The 24870-nt window shown below is 65.4% G+C and carries 25 protein-coding genes; 13 read left to right on the plus strand and 12 right to left on the minus strand.

The genetic code is table 11. The features are described 5' to 3' along the window. Nucleotides 1–72: 72 nt before the first annotated feature. The gene (locus tag MU553_RS03035; protein WP_247375408.1) at nt 73–1431 is read right to left on the minus strand and encodes a D-aminoacyl-tRNA deacylase; all 1359 of its coding nucleotides are present in this window, start codon (nt 1429–1431) and stop codon (nt 73–75) included. Continuing rightward, nucleotides 1431–2768: a sodium:calcium antiporter gene (locus MU553_RS03040; RefSeq protein WP_247375410.1), complete on the minus strand. Its 1338-nt coding sequence runs from the start codon at nt 2766–2768 to the stop codon at nt 1431–1433. Before MU553_RS03040 ends, MU553_RS03035 begins: the two co-directional genes overlap by 1 nt. Nucleotides 2769–2898: 130 nt before the next feature. Here MU553_RS03040 and aroE point away from each other — a divergent pair, with 130 nt between their 5' ends. From aroE to MU553_RS03065, 5 genes are read left to right on the plus strand one after another with little or no spacing between them, the layout of a single operon-like run. After that, on the plus strand, nt 2899–3696 hold the full coding sequence (gene aroE, locus MU553_RS03045) for a shikimate dehydrogenase (protein ID WP_247375412.1): 798 nt from the start codon (nt 2899–2901) through the stop codon (nt 3694–3696). A gap of 25 nt (nt 3697–3721) precedes the next feature. Continuing rightward, nucleotides 3722–4309 carry a helix-hairpin-helix domain-containing protein gene (locus tag MU553_RS03050; RefSeq protein WP_247375413.1) on the plus strand — a complete coding sequence of 196 codons (588 nt, stop codon included), beginning with the start codon at nt 3722–3724 and terminating at the stop codon, nt 4307–4309. A gap of 41 nt (nt 4310–4350) precedes the next feature. Beyond that, nucleotides 4351–5850, plus strand: coding sequence for an aminodeoxychorismate synthase, component I (gene pabB, locus MU553_RS03055; protein ID WP_247375414.1), 1500 nt, complete (start codon nt 4351–4353; stop codon nt 5848–5850). Then, nucleotides 5847–6503, plus strand: a complete 657-nt coding sequence (locus MU553_RS03060) for an anthranilate synthase component II (protein ID WP_247375415.1) — start codon at nt 5847–5849, stop codon at nt 6501–6503. The genes pabB and MU553_RS03060 overlap by 4 nt, the downstream gene beginning before the upstream one ends. Further along, nucleotides 6473–7369: an aminotransferase class IV gene (locus tag MU553_RS03065; protein ID WP_247375417.1), complete on the plus strand. Its 897-nt coding sequence runs from the start codon at nt 6473–6475 to the stop codon at nt 7367–7369. Before MU553_RS03060 ends, MU553_RS03065 begins: the two co-directional genes overlap by 31 nt. Nucleotide 7370: 1 nt before the next feature. On the opposite strand, the gene MU553_RS03070 is transcribed toward MU553_RS03065, so the two are convergent. Together MU553_RS03070 and MU553_RS03075 are read right to left on the minus strand one after the other, a co-directional pair. Next, nucleotides 7371–7565 (minus strand): hypothetical protein, encoded by a 195-nt coding sequence (locus tag MU553_RS03070; protein WP_247375418.1) that lies wholly within the window; start codon nt 7563–7565, stop codon nt 7371–7373. Further along, complete coding sequence (locus MU553_RS03075; RefSeq protein WP_247375427.1) at nt 7565–8614, minus strand: saccharopine dehydrogenase family protein; 1050 nt, start codon at nt 8612–8614, stop codon at nt 7565–7567. The genes MU553_RS03070 and MU553_RS03075 overlap by 1 nt, the downstream gene beginning before the upstream one ends. A gap of 132 nt (nt 8615–8746) precedes the next feature. Here MU553_RS03075 and MU553_RS03080 point away from each other — a divergent pair, with 132 nt between their 5' ends. Then, on the plus strand, nt 8747–9199 hold the full coding sequence (locus MU553_RS03080; RefSeq protein WP_247375428.1) for a Rieske (2Fe-2S) protein: 453 nt from the start codon (nt 8747–8749) through the stop codon (nt 9197–9199). Here MU553_RS03080 and MU553_RS03085 read toward each other — a convergent pair. The 3 genes from MU553_RS03085 to MU553_RS03095 form a co-directional block, all read right to left on the minus strand. After that, nucleotides 9187–9681 (minus strand): hypothetical protein, encoded by a 495-nt coding sequence (locus tag MU553_RS03085; protein WP_247375430.1) that lies wholly within the window; start codon nt 9679–9681, stop codon nt 9187–9189. The two genes, MU553_RS03080 and MU553_RS03085, sit on opposite strands and share 13 nt — an antisense overlap. A gap of 116 nt (nt 9682–9797) precedes the next feature. Beyond that, the gene (locus tag MU553_RS03090; RefSeq protein WP_247375432.1) at nt 9798–10094 is read right to left on the minus strand and encodes a transcriptional regulator; all 297 of its coding nucleotides are present in this window, start codon (nt 10092–10094) and stop codon (nt 9798–9800) included. A gap of 103 nt (nt 10095–10197) precedes the next feature. Further along, nucleotides 10198–10896 carry a hypothetical protein gene (locus MU553_RS03095; protein WP_247375434.1) on the minus strand — a complete coding sequence of 233 codons (699 nt, stop codon included), beginning with the start codon at nt 10894–10896 and terminating at the stop codon, nt 10198–10200. Between the two features lie 193 nt (nt 10897–11089). On the opposite strand from MU553_RS03095, the gene MU553_RS03100 reads away from it, so the two are divergent. Continuing rightward, complete coding sequence (locus MU553_RS03100) at nt 11090–12055, plus strand: nucleotidyltransferase family protein (protein WP_247375435.1); 966 nt, start codon at nt 11090–11092, stop codon at nt 12053–12055. 142 nt (nt 12056–12197) lie between these two features. On the opposite strand, the gene MU553_RS03105 is transcribed toward MU553_RS03100, so the two are convergent. Then, the gene (locus MU553_RS03105) at nt 12198–12917 is read right to left on the minus strand and encodes a diphthine--ammonia ligase (protein ID WP_247375437.1); all 720 of its coding nucleotides are present in this window, start codon (nt 12915–12917) and stop codon (nt 12198–12200) included. 99 nt (nt 12918–13016) lie between these two features. Here MU553_RS03105 and MU553_RS03110 point away from each other — a divergent pair, with 99 nt between their 5' ends. Further along, nucleotides 13017–13862, plus strand: a complete 846-nt coding sequence (locus MU553_RS03110) for a hypothetical protein (RefSeq protein ID WP_247375439.1) — start codon at nt 13017–13019, stop codon at nt 13860–13862. A 6-nt stretch (nt 13863–13868) separates the two neighbouring features. Here the strand turns inward: MU553_RS03110 and MU553_RS03115 are convergent, their stop codons facing one another. The 4 genes from MU553_RS03115 to MU553_RS03130 form a co-directional block, all read right to left on the minus strand. Next, the gene (locus MU553_RS03115) at nt 13869–15011 is read right to left on the minus strand and encodes a DUF373 family protein (RefSeq protein ID WP_247375441.1); all 1143 of its coding nucleotides are present in this window, start codon (nt 15009–15011) and stop codon (nt 13869–13871) included. 81 nt (nt 15012–15092) lie between these two features. Next, nucleotides 15093–16100 (minus strand): signal peptide peptidase SppA, encoded by a 1008-nt coding sequence (gene sppA / locus MU553_RS03120; protein ID WP_379814143.1) that lies wholly within the window; start codon nt 16098–16100, stop codon nt 15093–15095. Nucleotides 16101–16217: 117 nt separating this feature from the next. Continuing rightward, a complete protein-coding gene (locus tag MU553_RS03125) occupies nt 16218–17108 on the minus strand; it encodes a coiled-coil protein (RefSeq protein ID WP_247375443.1) in 891 nt (296 codons plus the stop codon). 262 nt (nt 17109–17370) lie between these two features. After that, complete coding sequence (locus tag MU553_RS03130) at nt 17371–19254, minus strand: glycoside hydrolase family 2 protein (RefSeq protein WP_247375444.1); 1884 nt, start codon at nt 19252–19254, stop codon at nt 17371–17373. Nucleotides 19255–19544: 290 nt separating this feature from the next. On the opposite strand from MU553_RS03130, the gene MU553_RS03135 reads away from it, so the two are divergent. The 5 genes from MU553_RS03135 to MU553_RS03155 all read left to right on the plus strand — a co-directional run bounded on the left by MU553_RS03135 (nt 19545) and on the right by MU553_RS03155 (nt 24859). Continuing rightward, a complete protein-coding gene (locus MU553_RS03135) occupies nt 19545–19691 on the plus strand; it encodes a hypothetical protein (RefSeq protein WP_247375446.1) in 147 nt (48 codons plus the stop codon). Between the two features lie 49 nt (nt 19692–19740). Next, on the plus strand, nt 19741–20154 hold the full coding sequence (locus tag MU553_RS03140; RefSeq protein ID WP_247375448.1) for a DUF371 domain-containing protein: 414 nt from the start codon (nt 19741–19743) through the stop codon (nt 20152–20154). Between the two features lie 197 nt (nt 20155–20351). Then, a complete protein-coding gene (gene hcp, locus MU553_RS03145; protein ID WP_247375460.1) occupies nt 20352–21668 on the plus strand; it encodes a hydroxylamine reductase in 1317 nt (438 codons plus the stop codon). Nucleotides 21669–21904: 236 nt separating this feature from the next. Then, complete coding sequence (ppk1, locus tag MU553_RS03150; RefSeq protein ID WP_247375469.1) at nt 21905–24013, plus strand: polyphosphate kinase 1; 2109 nt, start codon at nt 21905–21907, stop codon at nt 24011–24013. Nucleotides 24014–24175: 162 nt separating this feature from the next. Then, the gene (locus MU553_RS03155; protein WP_345893353.1) at nt 24176–24859 is read left to right on the plus strand and encodes a metallophosphoesterase family protein; all 684 of its coding nucleotides are present in this window, start codon (nt 24176–24178) and stop codon (nt 24857–24859) included. Nucleotides 24860–24870: the final 11 nt, after the last annotated feature.

Genomic DNA, 24870 nt, shown 5'->3' on the forward strand with positions numbered 1-24870 from the left:
GCATTAATTATCTTTCCCCTAGTGTCAGACTCTCGTCAGACGTTAATTATGTCTCGTTAGGAAGCAATTAAACTACACGGGAAAGCGATCGACCCGTTCGGTACGTACCTGTTCAGGGCGGATGGTTTCACCCTCGACGGCGACGGAATCACCGTCGGCGAGTCGACCGAACTGGGGACCCTCCGGGACGCCCAGTTCGCGTGCCGTCTCGGGATCGAACGCCGATTTTTTCGCGACGACTGTGTCGCCTTCTCGCTCGACTGACTCGTACGTATTGTGGAGTAGGTCGAGTATACCGTCGATAAGGTCGTCGTAATCGGCCGGCGACGCGAGCGCGGCGCGGCCCGCGACGCGATTCCCGTTCTCCGTCGTCTCGTAAGCGAGCGCGTGTGCCCCGACCGTCTCCCTAGTCGCGGCCTGGTCGATTCCCTGCGCTTCCCCTAGCAGTTTCTCGGGAAGGTCCCGTCTCTCGAACGAACATCCCGGCTCGGCAGTACTCGCTGGCTCCCCGAATCGAAGTCCGCCGTCGACCGGAACCAGGTCGTCTTCGAGCCGCTCTACGAGTGCGAGGGGGACGCCGTCGACTTCTCGGAGCCAGGTCTCGCTGACGGTCCGATACCCCAACGCCTCGAGCTCCGCACGGAGGTCGGGATGGTCACCGTCTATCACCGCGATCTCGGCCGCGCTTTCGGCGAACGCCTGGGTGAGAAGGTCGCGGTGGTCGCTCGGGTCGCCCAGCGCGTCGAGTCCCCAGTCCGCCGCCAGGTGGCCGACGGCCCAGTCCGTCTCTCGGACGATGCGCGTGAACCGCGGGGCGTAGTGCCCGCCGCCGAAGCCGACTACGTGTCGACGTGTCGACGTTCCGTTCTCCGATTCGGCGTCTGGTGCAACGCCACGGAGTTCGAGTATCGCGCGAGCGACGGCACGGGCCGCCGCGGGATCCTCCCACTGTGGTTCGTCGCTGCCGACCTCGACGAACATCGACGGAACGCCGACTTCGCTCGGCCCGTGGTGGGTGCACTCCATGCCGACTTCGTACCCGTCGGGCGCGTGCGCGGCGAGCGCAGCCAGCACCTCGCTGTGTGCGTGTGGGCAGGCTCGCGCCAGGTCGTCGTCGGCGCCGCCGTGGTCGGCCGGCCCGAAGTTCCCGGTGTGGTGAGCAGTCAACAGCGGACCGGTGTCGCCGCTGTGGCGCGAGGCGAACACGAGCAGATCGAGGTCCGCGTCGAAGACCGATCCCACGTCGTCGAGGTGGAGATGCAGGTCGTCGAACTCGCGGAGTTCGATGCCGTCCGTGCGGTAGACGGTCCCGCCACCGTCGGCGTCGGTGCGGGTTTCGTCAGCTTCGAGCGACCAGTCTGCGAGGTCGAGGAGGTGTTCGCCGACGTGTTCGGAAGCGCTGTCAGCCCGGGAGACGACGATACCGAGCATCAGTCGGCCCGTTCCGGTTTGGCCGTCCGGCCCATCGCTTCCCGCGCGGTGTCACCGGCCAGCCCGAGCAGTTCGACGACCGCCCGGCGGCGGCGGACGAACAGCCCAACGCCGAGGACGACGTAGATCGCCGTGAACGCCAGCAGGACGGTGTGACTGAGCTCTGCCGCTGCTGCCGGCGAGAGGGCCATCCCCTTGAGGATGTAGAACTCGATGAGGACCTGCGAGAGGAATAAGACGAGGAGCGTCACCGCCTCGCGCAGCGAGATGGTGAAATCGACCAGGATGGCCATCGCGAAGAAGGACTGCGCGGCGGTCAGCCAGATCTCCAGTTGCTGTTTGAAGTCGAAGGGGAGCGCGCCGTACTGACCGAGCGCGACGGAGTAGACGACTGCGAGCGTCCCGATGAGCAGCGTCCACTGGTTCAGCTTCGAGGAGATGAGCGCGTTGAACCCGGCCGTCGCACGGGCTTTCATCACGAGGACGGTCACGACGATGAGCTCCGGCGACTCGCTGGCCAGCGGCGCGATCCACTGGATCATGAAGAACTCGGGAATACCGAACTGGATACCCAACTCCTCGAGGCCGTGTGCGAACGGCTCGACGGCAGTGAGAATCAGCAGGCCCGAGTACGCGAACAGCGAGAGGACGACCGAGATTCGGGGAAGCTGCGAGAACGACTGGAAGTACGCGGGGACGCCGATGTGTTCCTCTTCGGCTTCGGCCCCGGCGCGGATGATGATGCCGATGTAGGCGACGTACAGGCCGACGAGGATCGCCGTGTCCAGAGCGTCGATTCCGCCACCCAGCGGCACGAAAAACGCCCACACCGTCGCAGCCGCGAGGAACGTGATCTCGGTGGCGATCCCCCGGTCGAGGGTGACGAAATCAGTGAGGAAGCCGTCGGTATGCGTCACGGGCGTGTCGCCGGCACCCCGTGCTCGGAAGATCGTAAAGAGCGCGATGCCCGACCACCCCAGACCGATCAAGATGCGGTTCGCACCGGTCATGTTCGCGACGGCGAGGTTGCCGGCTTCGACGCCCCGCGCCGTGCCGGCCTGTGCGCCCGCAGTCCAGGCGTAGAGCGCGTCGACGGCGTACTCGGGAGCGACCGCGAGCACGGCCAGCACGGCCAGCGCGAACGCACGCGGGACGTCCTCTTCAGCAGTTTCAGCGCCCCACGCCAGCAGGAACGACGCACCGAGAACCGCCAGCCCGCTGACCAGGACAGTAGCTCCCGGACCGAAGTGGCTGCCAGAGAGTTCGACGCCGACCCATGGAACCGTCAGCACGACGGCGACGGCGACTGCAGCGAGTGGATGGCGGAGAGAGGTCACTACCGAGACCCAGACAACATCGGAATGAATGTCTTGCGGAACTCGAACGGTCCCGATAGCGACCGCCGCACACGCCGCAAAAATGGGAGAGAGCGGTGTGGTTATGTCCGTTCCCTCAGTGGCCCCGAGTATGGACGTGTACGGACTCATCGGGAATCCCGTCGGGCACTCGTTGTCGCCGCCCATGCACGAGGCGGGCTACGAGGCGCTCGACATAGACGCCCGCTACGTCACTTTCGAACCGCCGACAGACGCAGGGGCCGACGCCGTCGAATCGGCCGCCACCCTCGGCGTGTCCGGCCTCAACGTCACGATCCCGTTCAAGCAGGACGTCATGGACGCGGTCGAGCCCGACGACCTGGCGCGGCGCATCGGCGCAGTGAACACGATCGACTTCTCGACGTCGCCACCCACCGGGTACAACACGGACGCCGTCGGCGTGACGCGCGCACTCCGAGAGCACGACGTGGCACTCGACGGTCGTGCACTGGTCGTCGGTGCCGGCGGTGCCGGGCGGGCGGCCGCTTTCGGGCTCGCAGACGAGGGAATGACCGTCGACGTCGCCAACCGGACAGTCGAGACCGCACACGAACTGGCCGCCGACGTCGACGGCGCGACCGGTCACGGACTCGACGCCGTGCCGGAACTGCTCGCGGACGCGGACGTCCTGATCAACGCCACCAGCGTCGGCATGAAAGAGGACCGCTCGCCGGTCCCGGCCGACGCGCTGCACGCTGACCTCGCCGTGTTAGACGCCGTCTACGATCCCATCGAAACGCGACTCCTCCGGGACGCGGCCGCTGTCGGTGCGACGACAGTCGAAGGGACGTGGATGTTGCTCTTCCAGGGCGTCGAGGCGTTCGAGCGCTGGACGGGGCAAGACGCTCCAGTCGATCGCATGAACGCGGCGCTACAGGAGCGGCTTTAAGTAGGCGCATTGACTATATTCGATCATGGGGCTACTCAAGCTTATAAAAGCGGTTATGGGACTCAATGGCACCGGGTCCAGCGCGCATTCGAGCGCTGGTGACTCCGGCGGAAAGGACGTCGACGTCACCGTCGAACACGAACCCGAACCTGCGACGGAAAGTGAAGGTGCAGTAAAGGGAACCACCGACGTCGAGATCAGCGACGAGACGGGAGCGGCCGAGCCATCCTCGGACCCCACCGTCGAGACCGACGCGGAACCGGACGTCGTGGACGACGCCGTCACTGAGACCGCCACCGACTCCGAACCGGAGCCGGAACCCGAGAGCGAACCGGACGCCGAGCCGGAACCGGCTGCGGAATCCGACGACGAGGGCGACGCAGAAACGGACGCGGCTGCCGACGACGAGAGCGAACCGGCAGTCGACGGCGCCGACGAGCCGGTCGATACGATCAGCGGGATCGGACCGGCCTACGCCGACCGACTCAGTGACGCCGGCATCGAGACGGTAGGGGACCTCGTCGCAGTCGAGGCCACGGACGTCGCCGCCGAAACCGACCTCTCCGAGAAGCGCGTCCAGCGCTGGATCGACACCGCACGCGGCGACGAATAGAACCGCAAAACGGTTACTTTCCCTTCTCCTCTCTTCCCGTGATGACCCAGCCGACGGTCGTGACTGACAGGGACGCCTTTCGAGCGGGCGCTGAGGGCGTCGCTCCCGGCACCCGCGTCCCCGTCGAGGTGCAGGTGACGGTCACGGACCCGTTCGTCGCCTATCGGCGCGCCCGCGAAGGAGACGGCCGGGGCGGCGTCTATCTGGAGACGACCGGGGGCCAGTCAGGCTGGTGCTACTTCGGCGTCGACCCGATCGAGCAGTTCTCGGTCGGCCCCGACGACGGACCGGCGTTACAGGCGCTCGTCGACAGGCTCGCTGCCAGTGACCTCGCGCGAGGTGACTGTTCCGTTCCGTATCCGTGCGGTGCGGTCGGGTGGCTCTCGTACGACGTGGTCCGCGACCTCGAAGTCCTGCCGACAGATGCCGTCCGCGATCGGGACCTCCCGCGCCTGCAACTGGCAGTGTACGACTGTCTGGCGGCCTGGGAGGAACCGCGCGACGGGCCGACGACGCTCCGCGTCACTGCCTGTCCGCGCGTCGATCCCGACGGCGAGCAGGGCGTGCCAGTAGACGCTGCCTACGAGGCGGGACTCGACCGGGCACACTGGCTGATCGACCGAGCCACGGACGGCGATCCGACCGTCGGCCCGCCGCCAGTTCCCGACCGCTCGACCGCGCGCTTCGAGAGCGAGTACACCCGGGCGGAGTTCGCCGACCGGGTCGCTCGCGTCAAGGAGTACGTCCGTGACGGCGACACGTTCCAGGCGAACGTCTCACAACGACTCACTGCCCCAGCGGCGGTTCACCCAGTCGAGGCGTTCGATGCGCTCCGGGCGGTCAACCCGGCTCCCTACTCCGCACTCGTGGAGTTCCCGGACGTGGATCTGGTGAGCGCCAGTCCGGAACTCCTTCTCCACCGCGACGGCGACCACCTCGTGACGGAACCCATCGCGGGCACGCGGCCGCGCGGGGAAACGTCCGACGAGGACGATGCACTCGAAGCCGACCTCCGGACCGACGAGAAAGAGCGCGCCGAACACGCGATGTTGGTCGACCTGGAACGCAACGACCTGGGGAAGGTCAGCGAGTTCGGCAGCGTCGACGTCACCGAGTACCGGCGCGTCGACCGCTACAGCGAGGTGATGCACCTCGTCTCGAAAGTCGAGGGGCGACTGCGAGCCGGCGCGGACCTGGCCGACGCGATCGCGGCGGTGTTCCCGGGCGGAACGATCACCGGCGCCCCGAAACCGCGGACGATGGCGATCATCGACGAGGTCGAAGCGACCCGTCGCGGACCCTACACGGGGTCCATCGGCATCTTCGGCTTCGACGGCCGGGCGACGCTGAACATCGTCATCCGGACGCTCGTTCGATACGCCGAGGAGTACCACCTCCGGGTCGGCGCGGGGATCGTCCACGATTCGGACCCGGAGGGGGAGTACGACGAGACGCTCGACAAAGCCCGCGCGCTGGTGACCGCCGTCGACGAGGCGCTCGGTCGCCGCGGCGACCTCGCGGTGGAGGAGAACTCACGATGACGCCCCGCATCCTCGTCGTCGACAACTACGACTCGTTCGCCTACAATCTCGTCCAGTACGTGGGGGAGGTGATGACCGATCCCGCGTGGGGAGTCGTCGACGACGGGACGACCAGCGAGGTGCTCGTCCGCCGGAACGACGAGGTCACCGTCGAAGAGATCCGCGACCTCGATCCGGACGGCGTCGTCGTCTCGCCAGGTCCGGGGACGCCCGCGGACGCCGGCGTCTCGATGGCCGTCTTCGCCGAGTTGAACTATCCGACGCTCGGCGTCTGTCTGGGCCATCAGGCGCTGTGTGCGGCCAACGGCGCGCCCGTCAGCCACGCCGAGGCGGTCGTCCACGGCAAGCCCTCGCCCGTCGAACACGACGGCCGGGGCCTGTTCGCGGACCTGCCCGAGCGGGTCGAGGTGGGTCGGTACCACTCGCTGGCCGTCGAGCGCGACGACTTGCCGGACGTGCTCGACGAAACCGCCTGGACCGTCGACGACGGCGACGGGAAAGACGAACCGAGCGTCGTCATGGGCGTCCGGCACCGGGAGCGACCACACTACGGCGTGCAGTTCCACCCCGAGAGCATCCTGACCGACGTCGGCAAACGACTGATCGCGGCTTTCTGCCACACATGTCAGACCGAGAGTACCAGTACCACGTAGACGGCGACCTCGTCCCGGCGGCCGACGCGACCGTCAGCGTCCGCGACCGCGGGTTCATGTACGGCGACGCAGCCTTCGAGACGCTTCGGGCCTACGGCGGCACTGTCTTCCGGTGGCCGGCCCACGAAGCACGGCTCCGACGGACGTGCGAGACGCTGGGGTTCGCCGAGGCCGTCCCCGGCGACCTCCGCGACCGCGTACAGGAAACGTTGCGGGCGAACGATCTCGAAGACGCGTACGTCCGCCTGTCTGTCTCCAGGGGCGTCCAGCCAGGCAAACTGACCCCGGACCCCGACGTCGACCCGACGGTCGTCGTCATCGTGAAAGAACTCCCGCGGGGCGGCGTACAGGGGACGACGCCGTGGGACGACCACGCCGTCGTCCAGACCGTCAAGACGCGACGGACGCCAAGCGAGGCAGTGCCGGCCGACGCGAAGACGCACAACTACCTGAACGGGATTCGCGCGCGGCTGGAACTCCGACGGGCGGCGACCGACGAGTTCGCCGCCGACGAGGCGCTCATCCGCACGACCGACGGCGCGATCGCCGAAGGCGCGACGAGCAACGTCTTCTTCGTCGACGGCGGCGTCCTCAAGACCCCCAGCGACGACTGCGACATCCTGCCGGGCGTCACCCGCGACGCGGTCGTCGAGTTAGCTCAGAACGAGGACTTCCAGGTCGAAGCCGGCCGCTACGAGGTCGGCGACCTCCGGGACGCCGACGAGGCCTTCCTGACGAACACGACCTGGGAGATCCGCCCCATCGCCTCGGTCGACGGGATCGAGGTCGGGACCGGCCCGATGACGAAACTCCTCTCCCGGCTGTTCGACGAGCGCGTCGAGCAACGCCATTACGTCGACGAGTAGGTCAGAACGAGGTGTCGTCGAGGACGAACTCGACGACGGCCAGGACGAACAACACACCGGCGAACACGACGCTCTCGCGCCACCCCAGTCTGAGCGGAAGAGTCGGCAACAGCAGGCCGATGCCGGCGGCGACGACCCCGACGACGCCGACGAGGACGGCCTGCTGGCGCCGGTCGAGGTCGACGTTTGCTGTCATTATTCGACGTCTTCACGCGCAGTCGCTTCAACGTCGAGGATCAGATCGGCGCCGTAAGCGCCCGCGGGCGTCTGGTAACCGGCGGGCGCGTCGCCGTCGAGTGCGCGCGTCGCCGTCGCCAGCGCCGTCTCGACGGTCAGGGCGTACGTCTCCGGCGTCTCCAACCGCGAGACGACGCGGTCGCCGTCGTCGTTCGTCGCCTCGCCCCAGAGGTAGCTCCGCCCACCCTCGCGCTGGCGCTCGCTCGGGCCGTCGACGGTCGCATCGACGAGTTCCTGCAGCGTGGATTTGACCGGCCCGCAGCCGAGGAGCGGCGCGAACAGCCGCGTTCCGCGCATGCTCCAGATGATCGGTTCGGGCATCGCGGCGTACACCTCGACGTTCGGAATCCCCGTCGTGTGGGCCGCCGTCACGAGATCACCCCACGGGATGGTCGCGGCGGTGCGTTCGCCCCGGCCGAAGTCGATCCGACGGGTCTTGTGTGCCGGCGCCACCGGTTCGAGCAGGCCGTCGCGGCGGACGACGCCGCCGTCGCCCACGAACTCGATGGCAGTCTTGGCCGTGCCCGCCGAGACGCTGGAGAGCGCCTCGAACCCGAGCGCGAGATGCGTCGCGTCGGGCAGTCGGTCCGCGAGATGCGCGGCCAGACAGTCCGTCGGGACGACGTCGAACCCGACGCCGGACATGAGCATGACGCCGGCGTCCCGGGCGGCCTCGTCGTGGGCGGCCACGCCCTGGAACACGTCGATCTCGCCGGTGATGTCGAGGTAGTGAGTGGAAGACTCGATACACGCTTCGACGAGCGGTTCGTACGTGTCGACGAACGGCCCGGCGCAGTTCAGGACGACGTCCACGTCCGCGAGTGCGGCTGGGACGTCGTCGGCGGCGAGATCGAGCGGTCGCGTCGGACAGTCCAACTCGTCGGCCTGGCGAGCCAGTTTCCGTTCGGAGCGGCCTGCGAGGATCGGCGTGATCCCTCGCTCGACGGCGGCCTCGGCGATGAGTTCCCCCGTGTACCCGTAGGAGCCGTAGATGAGCAAGTCGGCCATGTGTGTGACACGGGACCGAACAGCCGTCAACCTGACGAGAAGGGACAATTTTGTGCTGCCGAGTGCGCGTCGACGCGAGGCCGGCTCGTAGACAACCGCATGCTTGAAACCAGCGGCCCAACAAGCGGAAATATGGCCGAGGACGGGTCGATTACGTCCGTCGCGGACGTCCCCGACGAGTCGACGTTCCTGTTCACCGTTCGTGACCTCGACGAGGACGAACAGAAAGAAGCGATACTGGTCAAACTGGATGAGGAAGCCGTCACCGACGGCGGGAGCGAGTCGGCCGCGATCACCGGCTGGCTGAACTACTGCCAGCACTTCACCCACATCAAACTCGACAAGGGATCGGGCGCCCCGATGCGCGACGGCGAACTGGTCTGTGCCAACCACGGCGCGTACTTCGAGTCCGACTCGGGTCGCTGTACCTACGGACCCTGTGAAGGCGCGTACCTCACTGAACTCGACGTGGTGGTCGAAGACGGGACTGTGTATCTGACCGACGACGACTACGAATTCGTGGACACCGGCCCGATGGAAACCGACGACCTCGATCTGTCCTCGAAGTCGAACTACGAGTTCTGACGCTTGCGCGGTTGGTACTTGAGGCCGCCAGCAGTTCCGAAGAGAACGAGGAGCGCGCCGACGATCGAGAGGAGGCCGGAGCCGAGAATCGCCGTCGACGAGCGCAGTCCCGTCTGCGCGGCACTCCAGACGACGAGTGGCAGTCCGACGACGAGAAACGCACCCAACAGGGTGAACGCGCGTTGGCGGCCGGTGAACTGCTGTTCCGCGATCAACCGGTACGGACTGCGGCCCGGCATCGCGAGACCCGCAGCGACGATCGTCATGCCCCAGACGATCCCGCCGAGCGAGACCAGCAGTGACGGTCCGAGTCCAGTCGCCTGCGGACCCGCACCGCGCGCCGAAGCCGTCCCGGCGTCGTCGCCGCCAGCGAGGCCACTCAACGCCGGTGGGTACGCCAGCGTGACGATCCCACCGAGCAGCATGGCGAACCCCCCGATCACCAGCACCGTCCGAACGACGGCTCCGAGCGTTCCACGCACAGTCCAGTTGTTAACGTGCTCCACCCTATAGTTTGCTACATCGAATCCAGTCGAAAAATCAAGCGATGGGCGCCACGTTAAAACCTCGACGGTCCACACGGCGCGACGGCTGTCGGTTACTCGATTCGGAAGGCCGGTTCCTCGACGGATTCGCTCTTGCACTCCGGGCAGCGACCGGGACGGTTGAGCAGGTCGTCGAAGTCGTCGAACCCGCAGTCCCGACACGTCGGCGGCGCGACCAGGAGTTGTTCGTCGGTGTGATCCAGCGACTGGGCGATGTGCTCGACGTGACTCACGGCTGTACTGGCCTGGATCTCGAAGTCACGAGCAATCGCCCCCGCGGACAGCGCCTCCTCACGGAGTCGGTCCGCGACGCGCTGGCGGGTCGTCTGTGTCGCCTTCGCCTCGCGCATGTCGGTGATTTGCGGTGGAGTACCATACGCTTTCTGGACCGGGCACCCGAGAGCCACAGCCCAGTGGAGCGGGTCGGCCCGCCTCGAACTCGCGACCTGCCGCTCAGAACGGGACGAACGGGCGAACGGCGAGGGCGGTCTCCCGGGTGAGCCACTTCTGGACGGTGATCGGCCCGCGGAGGGACTCGTCGACCACGAACTCGGCGAACGAGCGGTCGGTGTACTCGAAGAGGAACTCCGTTTCGACGTCGTCGGCCGCGATGTCACAGAGCAACTGCAGTTCGGCGAGGTACTTGAGTCGCAGCCACTGGTTGCCGATCACTTCGAGATCGCCACACAGCGCCGCGGCCATCGCCGGCCGCCCGGCGACGATCGACTGCCAGGTGCGCGCAGCGGCCTGGAAGATCGAGTCGACCTCCAGATCGGACAGGTCAGTCACGAGCGAGAGCCCGTGACAGTTGCCGCCCTCTAACTCGATGTGCACGAAGATAGTGTCGTTGACGACGTCTCGCTCGGTCTGGTTGAGCAGGTGTTCGACCGATTCCGGGAGTGAAGAGCGGACGCGCTCGTCGATCAGCGAGAGGGCCTCCGTCAGCGACGTGTCGGCGAGGCCGTCACGGACGTTCGCAGGCATCTCACTGAGAACGTCGTCGCTGAGGTCCCCGATCGTCAGGTCGTCCAGGCCGAGATCGGTGATGACCAGGAGAATGTTTTCGCTGAACCCGAAGTCCTGCAGCTCGCTGCTCTCGTTGAGCGCTCGGCAGTACTCGTCCAGCCACTCTTCACTCGGATACAACGCCATAGTACCAGCTCCGTGTTATCATGACACAGCTATAAGCGCGATGGGGGTTTCGAGGGACGATGCTGTCTGTTCCGTACGGCAGCGACGATGATAACGGTAGTGGCGTTCGCGATCGGCCTCGACGGCTATCCGGAGTGCGTTCGGATGACGGCGGTCCAAAAAGAACTTACCCCCGTGGATTGAGGGTCGGAATATGGACGCTGTGGTTCTCGCCGGGGGATACGCGACGCGACTGTGGCCAGTCACGAAACACAGACCGAAGATGCTGCTGCCGGTGGGGGAAACGACGGTAATCGATCGCATTCTGACCGAGTTAGAGACGGACGACCGTATCGAGAACGTCTACGTCAGTACCAACGAGCGCTTCGCCGCCGAGTTCGAAGCGCACGTGGAAGAGGAAGGCTACGAGAAGCCCCAACTCTCGATCGAGGAGACCAGCGCGGAAGACGAGAAGTTCGGCGTCGTGGGGGCGCTCGGCCAGCTCGTCGCCCGCGAAGGGATCGACGACGACCTGCTCGTGATCGCCGGTGACAACCTCATCGGCTTCGACGTGAGCGACTTCATCGACTACTTCGCGGAGAAGGGCACGCCGACGCTGGCAGCCTACGACGTCGGGACCCGCGAGAAGGCGAAATCCTACGGTCTCGTCGAGTTGGAGGACGAACGCGTCGTCGATTTCCAGGAAAAGCCCGAGGAACCCAACAGCACGCTGGTGTCGATCGCCTGCTACGCGTTCCCGGAAGAGAGCATCCGCTTCCAGGAGTACCTGGACGGCGACAACAATCCGGACGAACCGGGCTGGTTCATCCAGTGGCTTCAGTCACAGGAAGCCGTTCACGCCTTCACGTTCGACGACGCCTGGTACGACATCGGCACGCCCGAGAGCTATCTCGAAGCCGTCGCCTGGGAACTGGACGGCGGCAGTCTCATCGCCGAGAGCGCGACCGTCGAAGGGTCCGAGATCGGCGAGAACGTCCACGTCCTGCCCGACGCCGAGGTCGTCGATTCGACCATCGAGGAGGCAGTCATCTTCTCCGACACGACCGTCGAGGACTGCGAGATCCGCGAGTCGATCATCGACAAGGACACGCACGTCGCCAACCTCGACCTGGCTGGCGCTCTCATCGGCGCCCACACGCAGATCACGAACGGGCAGTAGTCACTCCCAGCCACCTTTTTCATCGTCGGGTCGCAGCGAACCCGCGACCACTCCTCGAAAAAGCTGGACCAAAAAGAGCCGTGACCTCACTTCGTTCGGTCACGGTGAACCGGCTCGTTCCCGATGGTCACTCACCGGATGCTCACTCCAGCCAGGCGTCGGTAATCTCGACGTGGCCTCGCATCCCTTCCCAGACGGAATCGTACTCCAGTCGGATCGCTCGCTCCATGTGGGGGCCGTCGGTCACGAGCGTCTCGAACTCGCCGCCCTCCCCGAGGATGTGCACGCCGTACTCCTCGTGGAGCGCTTCGAGGTCGGCGATGGCGTCGGCGTCGAGGGTACGACCGAGCCACGACTCGTCCAAGCCGTGGGCGGCCACCTGAATGATTTTGATCTCGAAGTCGGCGTCGAGCATCGCGTCGGCCAGGTCGCGCGGGTCTTCCTGCCAGAGCGGTGCGAACAGGTCGGCGTCCAGGCGGTCGCACATCGCCTCGATGCGGGAGGTCTGGTACTCGCTCTCGACTGCGCCGGCGGTCACGCCCGCGATGCCGCCGTCGAGGTCGGCGGCCAGGTCCTGAAGGGCCGTCTCCAACACTGCGAGTTCGGCGTCGCCCTGGTCGCCCGAATGCGTCGCCTCGGCGGCCGCGAGGTCGTCGGGTTCGACGTCCACGAGATCGATGCCGATGCTCTCGGCGGCGAGGCCCGCGAGGTCGGTCGCCGGCACGTGGTACATGTACGAATCCTCTTCCGGGTGGACGGTGACGAGCCGTTCGACCGGGAGGCCGCGTTCGAGCGCCTGGTAGAGCGCCCACGACGAGTCCTTGCCGCCTGAGAAGAGCGAAACCCACGCACCGGTTGTCATACCCGTCGGGTAGCGGACGAGTGCCTAAATCCACTCCGGTTGCCGACCGGGGGAGACGAACGTTTTTATCCGGAAACGGGTCCAGCCCGTGCCACGAGAATGAATTCCGTCGCCCGAATCAGGATCGCCGTTCGTGCGCTCGCAAAGACGGGACGCGTCGTCGTTCGGCGGCCGACGGTCCTCGTGTATCCAGTGGTACTGACGCTCTCACTCTTCCTGTTGATTCCGGCGGTCGCCGTCCCGATCGTACTCACTGAGGGCGGTATCGTTCGCCTCGCGGTCTGGCTGTCGAGCGTGGCGGCCTACTTCCTCGGCGGTGGCGTCCTGTGTACCGTCTTGTTCGGGGCGATGGTCTACGAAACGAACCAGCTCTTCCGCGGACAGCCGGCCGTTCCGTTCTCGGGAGTCACCGCCGTCTGGCGAAACCGACGAACGCTCACAGCGTTGGGGCTCGTCCTCGGTACGGGCGGTATGCTGTCTTGGTATGGCCGAACGCTCCTCGAACGAGTTCTCGGCGACCTCCCCGTAGATGTGCTGACGGCACTGCAGGGCAGCGGCAGCATGTTCGCAATCGTGATCGTAATGGTTGAGAACAGGTCACTCTCTGAGATCGCCGACCCAGTCGTCGATGCCGTCTCCGAGACGGCGGTCGAGTCGATCGTCACCACAGAGGTCATTCAGGGCCTCGCAACGATCAGCCTGTACGCGGGTGCAGGGTTCGGCATCGGCTCGACTCTCTTCGGGGTTCGAATCGACCCGCTCGGGTTCTTCACGCCGTTTCTCGGCTTCCTGCTCGTTCCGTTCCTCACGATCACTCTCTGCTGTCTCCTCGAAGGCGTGTCGCGGACGGCGATCTTCCTCCATGCGACCGGCCAGAGGGGCGAGGACCTGCGGATTACGCCGGATCGAGTCCTCAGAGGTCGCAACGAGCCCCGCATCGAGTGAGCAGTGTTACTGCTGTTCGGCCACCTCGTCGTCGACGTCCTCCTCGACCTCGGCACCGTTGAAATACGAGGAGAACCTGACGCCGACGAGACTGACGAGGATGCCGGTGAAGATGAACACCGCCAGCCGGACGCGCGGCTCCAGCGTGAGTCCCTCGACGGCGATCGGTCCCACGTCGACCGGCTGGACGGTGAAGGGGTCGAACACGCGGGCTCGTTCGAGGAAGTACGCCGAGAAGCCGCGGATGACCAGTCCGACCGCGACCGCGCCGAAGGGGAGGTTGACGTAGGCGCCCCGGACGCGCTCCTCGCGGATGATCTCGTCGAGCAGCCGGCCGGTACTGGCCGCCAGCGCTGCGGCCGTCAGCCAGGGAATGCTGTCGAACGCGAACCGCATCGCGAGGATGAAGGGCGGCTGGCCGCCCGTCGAGGAGACGCCGATCGCGCCCGCGAACACGCCGATGAGTCCCAGCCCGCTGGCGACCACGTACGTGACCAGCGACACCTGCCCGGAGTAGAACGCGTCGCGGATCTCCCCGGGCAACCGCGCCAGGAACGTGTCGATGCCGAGCCCCTTGTAGAGGAAGAAGGCCCCGATGACGGCGGCGATGGCGGCAGTCGCCACGGCGGGGCTCTCAGCCAGCAAGAGCAACGCGGGGAAGGCAAGCAGCGCGACGCCGACCGGCACCAGGACGGTCTTTCGCAGTTCCTCGTCTGCGAGGAACTGTTTGAGGAGGTAGTAGGTCGACTCGATGTCGCGGGCCTGGCGGACGACGACGCGGTCGACGGCGTCGACGCGGATGCGGCTCTCGACGATGGGGACCAGCCGTTCGTCCTCGGCGCTGTCGACGACGACGATGGCAGAATCGGGGTCGTACTCGGCCACCAGGTCGTCGGTCTGGCGCGCGACGGCCCGGTCGCTGGAGACGGAGTCGCCGCTCGCGGAGACGACCGCGACGACGGCACCTTCGTCTTCGTCGTGGAGGTCGCGGGTGATACGCAGCGCTTCGAGCATACAGTTGACGCGACTGTCTTCGGGGTCCGCGACGCCCGCGTCAGTCACCAGCGATTGGACTGCCTCCCAGCCGACGACCGGCGGGTCGATGCCGAGGTGCCCGCTCCGGTCGATACACACCACCAACGTTGTCACTGTCGGTGGTTGGAGCGCCAACCATTAAAAAAGGTTGCAGCCGTTCATCGCCAGACTGCATCCGATCGGCCCTCGATACCCCTACTTCAGGCGGAAGTCGAAGCCGTCAGTCGCGTCGAACGTGCTGGCGACCCCGGCGCCGAAGGCGTACGCCACCGACTGTACGCCGCCTCGCAACCGCTCGCGGATGGTGCCCGCCGGTTCGAACTCCTCGACGGTCACTGCCGTCCCGAGTTCGTCTTCGAGTCGCTCCTCGACGTCGCGTCGCGTCCCGAGTTCGTCGACCAGCCCGAGTTCGGCGGCGTCCTCGCCGAGGTAGATCCGCGCCTCCGTGTCCCTGACGGTCTCGGGGTCCAGGCCGCGGCCCTCGGCGACGGTCTCGACGAACGAGTCGTAGTAGTCGTCGACGATTCCCTGGAGGTAGGCCCGTTCGTCCTCGTCGAGGTCCTTCAACGGGACGCCGGCGTCCTTGTACTCCCCCGCCGTGAACTGCTCGTAACTGACGCCCAGGTCGTCGGCGAGGTCGCTGACGTTCACGCGCGACCCGATGACGCCGATGGAACCGACGATACTCCCGTTTCGTGCCCAGAGTTCGTCACAGCCGCTGGCGATGTCGTAGCCGCCGCTGGCACACACGTCCGTCGCGTAGGCGATCGTCGGCCCGTCGAATCGCTCGGCCGCCAGCCGGATGTCCTCGCTGGGGACGATCTCCCCGCCCGGCGTGTTCAGTTTCACGATGAGCGCCTCGGCGTTGTCGTCATCGTCGGCTCGTTCGATCTGGTCGACGACGTCGTCGGCGTGTGCACCGGTCGGCGACGTGACGCCGCCGCCCGCCGACCTGGTGATCGGTCCCTCGACTGCGACCTCGGCGACGTTGTAGCCCGGCACGACCGACGATGCGACGTTCCCTCCGACGCGCAGTGCCAGCGGGATCACCAGGACGAACAGCACGATCCCGAGCAAGTGCGTCAGATCGTCCGGGAGATCGACGAACAGTTCCCAGGCGAGGAGTGCGACGACGAGTGCAGTCCCGAGTGCGACGGCGCCGCGAACGGCGGACTGCATCCGTCCCTGTCCACGAAGAGCCATGCTTCCGTCTCGGGTCTGAGCGCTGAAAAATCCGTATATCGAGAACCGCGTCGCTAGGGATGGCGAGAAAACGAGAAATCACTGCTCGCGTCGCGAACGAATTCAGTTAGATCGGAATTAGAGCAGCCCCGTCTTCTGGAGCTTCATCAGGTCCTCGGTGTCGAGGGTTTCGCCTTCCTTGAACTTCTGGTAGATCTCTTCGGCCTCTTCGCGGGCGGCCTCCTGCTTTTCCTCGCGCTGGGAGCGCTCCTCTTCTTCTTCCTTCTTGTCGAGTTCGCGCAGGCGCTTCTGGACGCGGACGAAGTCCTCGTGGTGCTGGTCCGCGGCTTCCTGGGCCTCGACGAACTGCTCGTGCATCTCGTCGGCCTCGTCGCGGATCTCGTCGGCCTCGCGATAGGCCTCGATCATCTCGTTGTGGTGCTTCTGGGCCTCGTCGGCGAGCTCCGTCACCTTCTGGTGGTGCTGGGACGCCTCGGAGCGGATCTCCTCTGCTTCCTCTTTGATCCCCTCGACGTCGTCAGTCTGATCGAGTTTCTCCTTTTTCTCCTGGAGCTCCTCGCGCTTGTTCTCGATCTTCTCGATGAGCTCGCGCTCTTCTTCCGGGTTGAGGACCTCGGTCTGCTGTTTGAACTCGAGATCTTCGATCTCCTCTTTGAGCTTCTCGATGGACGCCCCTTCATCCAGTTCGAGGTCCGATTTCTTCTCCTCGACCTCGTCGAACAGCTCGTTGGCCTCGGCGTTGAGCTCGTTGCGCTTTTCCTTGTGCTCTTGAACCTGAGAGTTGAGCTCGTCGCGCTTCTCGCGGTGTTCCTGTGCTTCGTCGACCTTCTCGCGAGTCTTCGCGTTCAGGTCGTCCCGATTGGAAGCGCGCTCCGACGCGAGCTGGTTCAGCTCGTTTCGTCGGTCGCGCAGTTGGCCGGCGAGCTTGATGAGTTCGCCTTTGGATTTGTTTTCGATGTCGTCGTCTGTTACTTCGATGTTTTTGGAATCGTCGATTGACTCTGCCATTGTTGGTACCTCTATGCCATTACCGCTCCGACGGTCGACAGCGTACGCTCTTTGTTGGTGGCTGGCGCCTGATAAGGAAGATTCCCTGTCATCTATGGGCGTCGCACGATACTGCCGGAACGCCGGAGGCGTTCTGGTGATTCATAGTACCGTCTTTGATGGTTTAAATATTCCGGTCGCTGAGGAGCATGTAACCCGCTAGCAAACGCCTGAAGGCGCCACGGGACGGTTTCGCACAGTCGTCGAATAGTGGTCGATGTACTTATATATAGTAATCGTTACCAACGGCCCGTTGCTCGACCATGTCGCCTTCCTCGTTTTCCTCGTAGAGGGCGACCATCAGCGAGATGCCGTTGGCGTCGTCGGGAATCGTCAGCGTTCCGAGCGTCTCCCGGCTGTGGGCGTCGAGCGCCATCTCCGTGTCTCCCTCCAGGTCGCCGGCGACCCACTTGACGATCCCCTCGACCGGTTCGGGAGTGTCGTTGACGACGGTGAGTTCGCTCGTCGCACCGGGCGTCGGCTCCGCGAGGAACGCCTGCACCGGTTCGAACGCGTCCGTAAGTGCCTGGTAGGCGTCTTTCTCTGTTCCGTTGCGTTCCATGACGCCCATCCCCGCGTCACCGGTATCCCGGAGTGCGAACGCGGTGAACAGAGCCGTGTCGCGCAAGCGGAGCGTTTCCGCGATCTCCGAGACGACTCTGGCCTGGTATCGCTGGGAGGCCTGCGTGTCGTCGGCGTCAGCGACGTGGCTCGCGTGTTTCCCCTGGTCAAATCCCGACGTGTTCGTCAGTTCGCCGAGCCCCAGTGCGCCGGCCCCGAACTCGGCGACGACGTCGCCGACATCGTAGTGATCCAGGACCCAGTCCGTGCTGTCGACGGTCCCGTAATCCCAGCCGGGATAGATTGCGGCCGCGTCGGGATCGATGCCGACGGATCCGACGACGGGGAACACCGGCCGGTCGTCGGGGAGTGACTCGGCCAGCGTCTCGGCAGGACCGCGGTCGTAGCTCGCCCGGTGGGTCCGCCACCGCATGCGTAGCCGGTCGAGAAAGCCCGATCCGAGCGCGGACGGGAAGAGATCGACGGGGTCGTCGTGGACGCTGAACGCCGCCAGGGACGGATGCTTGTCGAACGTCCAGAGGAGATGCTTTGCGACCTCCTGCCCGCGACTGACGCTGAACCCGCCGGGACCGGTCAGCGGAAGGTCCTGCCAGACCAGCAGTCCCGCCTCGTCGGCCGCCTCGTAGACGGCCTGGCGCGGCGCGTGGGCGTGCAGTCTGACGACGGTCGCGTTGGCGTCGACGGCGCGTTTGACGTCGGCCGGCGTCGCCGTCTGAAGGTTGAACCCGCGCCCGGGGACGCGTTCCCCGTTGACGAGCAGGCTATCGTCGCCGCGTTCGATCGAGCAGAGTCCGGTCGTCACGCTCGTCGTGAAGCCGTCCAGTTTCGCTCGCACCGAGTAGCGGTGCTGGGGACCGTGCCCGCGCGGGTACCACAGTGACGGGTCGTGGACGTCGATGGTGTGCGTCACGACCGTGCGCTCACCGGCACCGGCCTGCACCTGGGCGCGGTCCATCATCCCGCGACTCTGGAACTCGCCTTCCGGCCGGAGCGAGAACGTCATTCGATCGTCGATGGGCTCGGCAGTCTCGACGACGGCGCGGACGTCGATCGCCGCCTGTTCGTCGTCGACGGCGCGGGGCCGCACGTCCAGCTCCGAGATGAACGGCTCTGGGTAGGTCTCGATGGACGCGTCCCACCAGATCCCCGGGACGCGGTGGATCTCCGGCATGGCGTCGGTCGCGTACACGCCGCCGAACCGATCCTGTGGCGCCCGACACTCGACGACGAGTTCGTTTGTCTCGGCCGGTTCGAACGAGTGACGGAACGGACGAAAGTAGGCGTCGTGCGTCCCGACGAGATCGTCGTTCAACCAGATGCGCGCGTGAGCGAACAGTCCGTAGAGTTCGAGGACGGCGCGTGTGTGATCTTCCGGTCGGGGATCTTCGAATTCGGTTCGGTAGGCGACGGCGTCGGCGCCTTTGAACGCCGACGGTCGCCCGGGAACGTCCACCGGCGTCCACATCTCCGGATCCGGTTTCCCGTCGTCCGACTCGACCGACGCACCAGTCCACTGACCCAGCATATGTATGCCCGCGCGTCCGCCTGGGTCATATCCTTTACGCGACTGTTCCTAAATTCCTGACTGGTCACGTGAGTAATACAAGTTGCAGGACCCGATCGACCCCAGCCGATCCGGAACGCGCCTGCCAGTTCGTCTCGCGAGCGAGAGCACCGTGGGAGACAGCAGGCACAGAGGCCGCCAGATTGCGGGCACGAACGGCGGCGGAACGGCGACTGCGTCGCCCCCGTTTACTTTCACTTTCACTCCGCGGACGGCTCGCCTTGATACCACTGACGTCCGTCTCTGCAAACATGTTCGAGGAGTTGGCCTGTACCTGTGACAGTTGCGAGCGTGAACTGGGCGACGCTGCGCTGCAACTCGTCTACCGGACCGACGCGGGAGCGCGCCGCGCCTACGAGTGTGCCTGTGGTGCCGTGACGGTCACTGTCACCGCGTGATCGCCCGTGAAACGACTGCCTGAAGTGCAGTCGTCGGGAACGGACGGTCATGGAAGAAGTGGTCCGCGCACACGGACACGAGCACGTGTCGGCCGAGCACGCGAGCACGTTCGAGTTCACGAGCGACGACTACCTGACGCCGGCGGGCGACTGCATCCTCGCCATCGAGGCGGATCGGGTCCCCGCCGACTTCGATCCCGAGTTCGTCGCCGCCTGCCAGGACGCCGAGGCGACGATCACGGCGACGATCGAGGCAGGGGGCTACGCCGAAACCGTCACGGGGAGCGGCCACCCGGATCTCTCCTTCGAGAACGAACGGAGCATCGTCGGCCGCACCAGCGACTACGTCGACGATCGCACCGTCATGGTCGGCGCTGACGGCGCAGCCGGCGACCTGGACCGTGACCTCGTGACCGCGCTGTCCGAGGGGGCCGAAGCGACGCTGACGCTCCGCGTCGAGTAACCAGCGCGCCTGACCGCGGGTCGAACGCGAACACAGGAGACCGAGCCTTCACGGACGCTGGGGCACCAACGGTTCTGGGCAACTAGGACGCTGGGCCTGGTATCACCCTAAACGTCCCGCCGAACGTGTTCGGGAGGGGTACCGGACTGTGAAAACGCCGTCGTCACTTTATGCAGGCGATCGGTGAAGGCCGGAGTATGCTGTGCAATCAATGTGAGCAGACCCCTGACGGCGGCTGTACGGTTCGTGGCGTGTGTGGCAAAGAAGACGACATCAACTCGATGCAGGAGTTGATTCTGTACGCGCTCAAAGGCGTCGCCGCCTACGACACCGAAGCGCGGAACTTCGGCTACAGCTCGGAACTGGTGAACGAAACGATCTCAGAGGCCCTCTACACCACGCTGACGAACGTCAACTTCGACCCGGAACAGCACCTCGACCTCGCGATGGACGTCGGGGAAGCCGCCATCGAAGTGATGGAGCAACTCGACCGAGCACACACAGAGGCATTCGGGCTTCCGGAACCGGCGGAAGTGCCCCAGAACGACGTCGACGGCCACGCGATCCTCGTGACGGGGCACGACCTCCACGCGCTCGACCAACTCCTCGACCAGGCCGATGGCGAGGACGTGACCGTCTACACGCACTCCGAGATGCTGCCGGCGCACGGCTATCCCCGTTTCGCGAACGACGATCAGTTGCGCGGTAACATCGGCGGTGCGTGGTACGACCAGCGCACCCTCTTCGACGAGTTCCCGGGCGTCGTCGTCGGGACCTCGAACTGCGTCCAGCCGCCAAAAGACGAGTACGCCGACCGGATGTACACGCACGGCGTCGCGGGCCTCGACGGCACCGACGACCTGCCCGAGGGCGATTTCACGCCGGCCATCGAGCACGCGCTGGAAACGCCCGCAGCGGACTGGAACTCGGACGAACGGATCACGACCGGCTACCACCACCAGAACGTCGTCGACATGGCGCCCCAGATCGTCGACGCCGTCGAGGACGGCGACCTGTCTCACTTCTTCGTCATCGGCGGGTGTGACGCGCCGACGCCCGGCCGGTCGTACTACCGAGAACTCGCCCAGGAAGTCCCCGAGGACTGCGTCATCATGACGACCTCCTGCGGGAAGTTCCGGTTCAACGACCTCGACTTCGGGACCGTTCCCGGGACCGACATCCCGCGGTACATCGACCTCGGTCAGTGCAACGACTCCATCTCGACGGTCAAGATCGCCAGCGCGCTCGCCGAGGAGTTCGACTGCGCGGTCGGCGACCTCCCGGTGAGCATCGCGCTCTCCTGGTTCGAGCAGAAAGCCGTCGCCATCCTCCTCGGTCTGTTCTCCCTCGGCATCGAGGACGTGCGCCTCGGTCCGAGCCTCCCCGAGTTCGTCACACCCGAGGTCGCCGAAACCTTACAGGCCGAGTTCGGCCTGCAGCCCATCGGTGACGCTCGTTCGGACCTCGAAGCGATGCTCGGCACCGGCACGTCGTCTGCCGCCAGCGCGGACTGATCGATCGGACAGACCGTTCGAAGCGGTCGCTGCTCGTTCGGATAGTCGCCGGTCTCGAACGGGGGAATTGTCTGCTATATACTCGTAATTGCTGATAGTAGGGTATATACCCCACATAGCAACCGGTTACCTGAGGGGGTCCCTTTGTGACGTAAACGCTGGCCGACCCATCAGCTGTCAGTCACGTGACGGCAGTCTACCTTCGGACCAGTCGTCAAACCCACCCAGAACAACCAATGTCGGACAACGCAGCATCCACCGAACGGACAGTCGACCTGTCAGATCCAGAGTACTATCTGAACCGCGAGTTGAGCAAGCTCGAGTTCAACGAGCGCGTGCTCCACGAAGCCCTCGACGAGCGGAATCCGCTGCTCGAGCGGGTGAAGTTCCTCTCGATTTTCACCCAGAACATGGACGAGTTCTTCATGAAGCGGGTCGGGGGGCTGAAACAACAGATCGTCGCGAACGTCACGGACACGACGCCCGACGGGCGCACGCCGCGCGAGCAGTGGGAGGCAGTGCTCGAGAAGGCAGCCCCGCTGTTCGAGCGGCAGGCCGAGTGCTATCACGAGATGATCAGGCCAGCGCTCTCGACGGCCGGCGTCGAGATCGTCGACTACGACGACCTCGACTACGGGGAGCAGACCGAACTGGACGCCTACTTCGAGAACTCCGTGCTCCCGACGCTGACGCCGCTGACGTTCGACCCCGCTCACCCGTTCCCGCACATCTCGAACCTCTCGCTCTCGCTGGCCGTGTTGACCAGACAGGACGGCGAGAGCGACCCGACGTTCTCTCGGGTGAAGATTCCCCAGAATCGCCCGCGACTGGTCCAGATCGATGACGACACCAGATACGTCCTGCTCGAGGAGATCATCGCCGCGAACCTCGAACACCTGTTCCCTAACGTCGAAATCGTCGAACACGCGACGTTCCGCGTGACGCGCAACGCCGAGGTCCGACGCAACGAGGAGGTCGCCGAAGACCTCATCGAGATGATCGAAGAGGTCCTCGAAGAGCGGCGGTTCGCGACGATGGTCCGCCTGGAAGTCGAGTCGGACATGTCCGACCGGGTGCTCGATCTGCTGTTGGAGCACCTCGACGTGGAGGACCGCGAAGTGTTCAGGCTGCCGGCGCCGCTCGATTACAGGGAGTTCATGCGGCTGACGGGCCTCGACCGCCCGGATCTGAAACTGCCCGAGTGGACGCCACAATCCCATCCGCGGCTGACGACGCGTCGCGGCGACGAGCCCAGGGACATCTTCGCCGAAATCAAGCGCGGCGACATCCTCGTCCACCACCCCTACCACGCGTTTACTGACACCGTCCAGCGGTTCATCGACGAGGCCGCCCACGACCCCGACGTGCTGGCGATCAAGGCTGCTATCTACCGGACGGCAAGCGACTCGAAGATCATTCAGAGCCTCATCGACGCCGCCCAGAACGGCAAGCAGGTCGCGGTGATGGTCGAGCTGAAAGCGCGTTTCGACGAGAAAGACAACTTAGAGTGGGCCAAGAAGCTCGAAGAAGAGGGCATCCACGTCGCTTACGGGACCATCGGCTACAAGACACACACGAAGACGTCGCTCGTCGTCCGCGAGGAGTCCGACGGCGTCCAGCTGTATTCACACGTGGGCACCGGCAACTACCACTCCGAGACGGCCAAGCGGTACGAGGACCTCGGGCTGTTGACCGCCAGCAGGGACATCGGCCAGGACCTCGTGAAACTGTTCAACTACTTCACCGGCCACTCGCTCCACAAGGAGTACCGCGAGTTGCTCATCGCGCCCGGCAACATGCGCCAGCGACTGATCGATCTGATTCGACAGGAGGCAGGCCACGCACGCGACGGAACCGACGCGAAGATCGTCGCGAAGCTCAACCGTCTGGAAGACCCCGAGATCGTCGAGGAACTGTATCGGGCGTCTCGCGCAGGCGTGGACATCGACCTCATCGTCCGGGACATCTGTCGGCTCCGCCCCGGGCTGGAAGGCGTCAGCGAGAACGTCGACGTCGTCAGCATCGTCGGCCGGTTCCTCGAACACTCGCGAATCCTCTACTTCCGCGACGACGGGAACGAACACTATTACATCGGGTCGGCCGACTGGATGGAGCGGAATCTCGACAACCGCGTCGAGGCCGTGGCACCGATCCACGACCCGGCCCTCCAGCAGCGACTCCAGTACGTCCTCGACGTCTGTCTCGCGGACAACCGAAACTGCTGGGAGATGCAGGCCGACGGGAGCTACGTCCAGCGGACCCCGGACGAAGACGAGCCCGTGAGAACCGCACAGGAGACGTTCATGGACCAGGCCGAAGACGCCATCCCAGACGCGAATATATAGAGTACGTACCATCTAGCACCAGCATAGAGAGCAATTAGCAATTTCTTACAGTCCGTCGCCGTCAGTACCAGCATGACGAGCGAGGGGACCGACGGACTGACGGCGCACAGCCAGGCGACGACCGATGGCGAGCGACTGACGGGAAACACCGACCGAGATCTGATGCTTACCGACACGGACTTCGCAGACGAGGTGGCGGACCGACACCTGCGATTCGACGCAGCACAGTACGACGACATCTACGTCGTGGGGGACGTCCACGGCTGTATCGACGAACTGCGGACGCTGTGGGACCGGGTCGACCCCTCGGGCGACGACGTTGTCCTGTTCGTCGGTGACCTCATCCGGAAGGGGCCGGACAGCGAGGCGGTCGTCGAGTTCGTCCAGTCGCGGCCGAACGCGCTGAGCGTCCGTGGCAACAACGAGGCGAAGGTCATCAACGACCGGATCGACACTGGTCCGTTCGCCGCGTTCGAGGACGGCCTCGAAGAGCTGCCGGTCGTCATCTCCTGGGACGACGCGATGATCGTCCACGGCGGCGTCCACCCGGAGTGGGCGCTCGCCGACCACGACATCGTCGACTTCCAGGAGATGCGTGGCGTCCCCGTCGGGAACAGCTACGACGGCCCCTACTGGTTCGATTCCTACCAGGGACCGCCGCGCGTGTTTTTCGGCCACACCGTCCTCGAAGACCCGGTCGTCCGCGAGTGGGCCATCGGCCTCGACACCGGCTGCGTCTACGGCGGCGACCTCACGGCCTACGACTACCGGTCAGACGAGTTCGTCAGCGTCCCGGCCGAGGAGACCTACCGGGACCGCAGCGACGACAAGATCCTGGACGTCTGAAACGAAGTCGC

Source organism: Halorientalis brevis, assembly GCF_023077655.1.

What these genes read in the sequence shown, in the direction of transcription:
- MU553_RS03065 (WP_247375417.1), top strand. Translation starts at nt 6,473, where the DNA reads ATGTCAGACCGAGAGTACCAGTACCACGTAGACGGCGACCTCGTCCCG.
- MU553_RS03050 (WP_247375413.1), top strand. Translation starts at nt 3,722, where the DNA reads ATGGGGCTACTCAAGCTTATAAAAGCGGTTATGGGACTCAATGGCACC.
- MU553_RS03080 (WP_247375428.1), top strand. Translation starts at nt 8,747, where the DNA reads ATGGCCGAGGACGGGTCGATTACGTCCGTCGCGGACGTCCCCGACGAG.
- aroE (WP_247375412.1), top strand. Translation starts at nt 2,899, where the DNA reads ATGGACGTGTACGGACTCATCGGGAATCCCGTCGGGCACTCGTTGTCG.
- pabB (WP_247375414.1), top strand. Translation starts at nt 4,351, where the DNA reads ATGACCCAGCCGACGGTCGTGACTGACAGGGACGCCTTTCGAGCGGGC.
- MU553_RS03075 (WP_247375427.1), bottom strand. Translation starts at nt 8,614, where the DNA reads ATGGCCGACTTGCTCATCTACGGCTCCTACGGGTACACGGGGGAACTC.
- MU553_RS03140 (WP_247375448.1), top strand. Translation starts at nt 19,741, where the DNA reads ATGGAAGAAGTGGTCCGCGCACACGGACACGAGCACGTGTCGGCCGAG.
- sppA (WP_379814143.1), bottom strand. Translation starts at nt 16,100, where the DNA reads ATGGCTCTTCGTGGACAGGGACGGATGCAGTCCGCCGTTCGCGGCGCC.
- MU553_RS03130 (WP_247375444.1), bottom strand. Translation starts at nt 19,254, where the DNA reads ATGCTGGGTCAGTGGACTGGTGCGTCGGTCGAGTCGGACGACGGGAAA.
- MU553_RS03070 (WP_247375418.1), bottom strand. Translation starts at nt 7,565, where the DNA reads ATGACAGCAAACGTCGACCTCGACCGGCGCCAGCAGGCCGTCCTCGTC.
- MU553_RS03135 (WP_247375446.1), top strand. Translation starts at nt 19,545, where the DNA reads ATGTTCGAGGAGTTGGCCTGTACCTGTGACAGTTGCGAGCGTGAACTG.
- MU553_RS03060 (WP_247375415.1), top strand. Translation starts at nt 5,847, where the DNA reads ATGACGCCCCGCATCCTCGTCGTCGACAACTACGACTCGTTCGCCTAC.
- MU553_RS03035 (WP_247375408.1), bottom strand. Translation starts at nt 1,431, where the DNA reads ATGCTCGGTATCGTCGTCTCCCGGGCTGACAGCGCTTCCGAACACGTC.
- MU553_RS03125 (WP_247375443.1), bottom strand. Translation starts at nt 17,108, where the DNA reads ATGGCAGAGTCAATCGACGATTCCAAAAACATCGAAGTAACAGACGAC.
- MU553_RS03095 (WP_247375434.1), bottom strand. Translation starts at nt 10,896, where the DNA reads ATGGCGTTGTATCCGAGTGAAGAGTGGCTGGACGAGTACTGCCGAGCG.
- MU553_RS03100 (WP_247375435.1), top strand. Translation starts at nt 11,090, where the DNA reads ATGGACGCTGTGGTTCTCGCCGGGGGATACGCGACGCGACTGTGGCCA.
- hcp (WP_247375460.1), top strand. Translation starts at nt 20,352, where the DNA reads ATGCTGTGCAATCAATGTGAGCAGACCCCTGACGGCGGCTGTACGGTT.
- MU553_RS03110 (WP_247375439.1), top strand. Translation starts at nt 13,017, where the DNA reads ATGAATTCCGTCGCCCGAATCAGGATCGCCGTTCGTGCGCTCGCAAAG.
- MU553_RS03090 (WP_247375432.1), bottom strand. Translation starts at nt 10,094, where the DNA reads ATGCGCGAGGCGAAGGCGACACAGACGACCCGCCAGCGCGTCGCGGAC.
- MU553_RS03155 (WP_345893353.1), top strand. Translation starts at nt 24,176, where the DNA reads ATGCTTACCGACACGGACTTCGCAGACGAGGTGGCGGACCGACACCTG.
- ppk1 (WP_247375469.1), top strand. Translation starts at nt 21,905, where the DNA reads ATGTCGGACAACGCAGCATCCACCGAACGGACAGTCGACCTGTCAGAT.
- MU553_RS03105 (WP_247375437.1), bottom strand. Translation starts at nt 12,917, where the DNA reads ATGACAACCGGTGCGTGGGTTTCGCTCTTCTCAGGCGGCAAGGACTCG.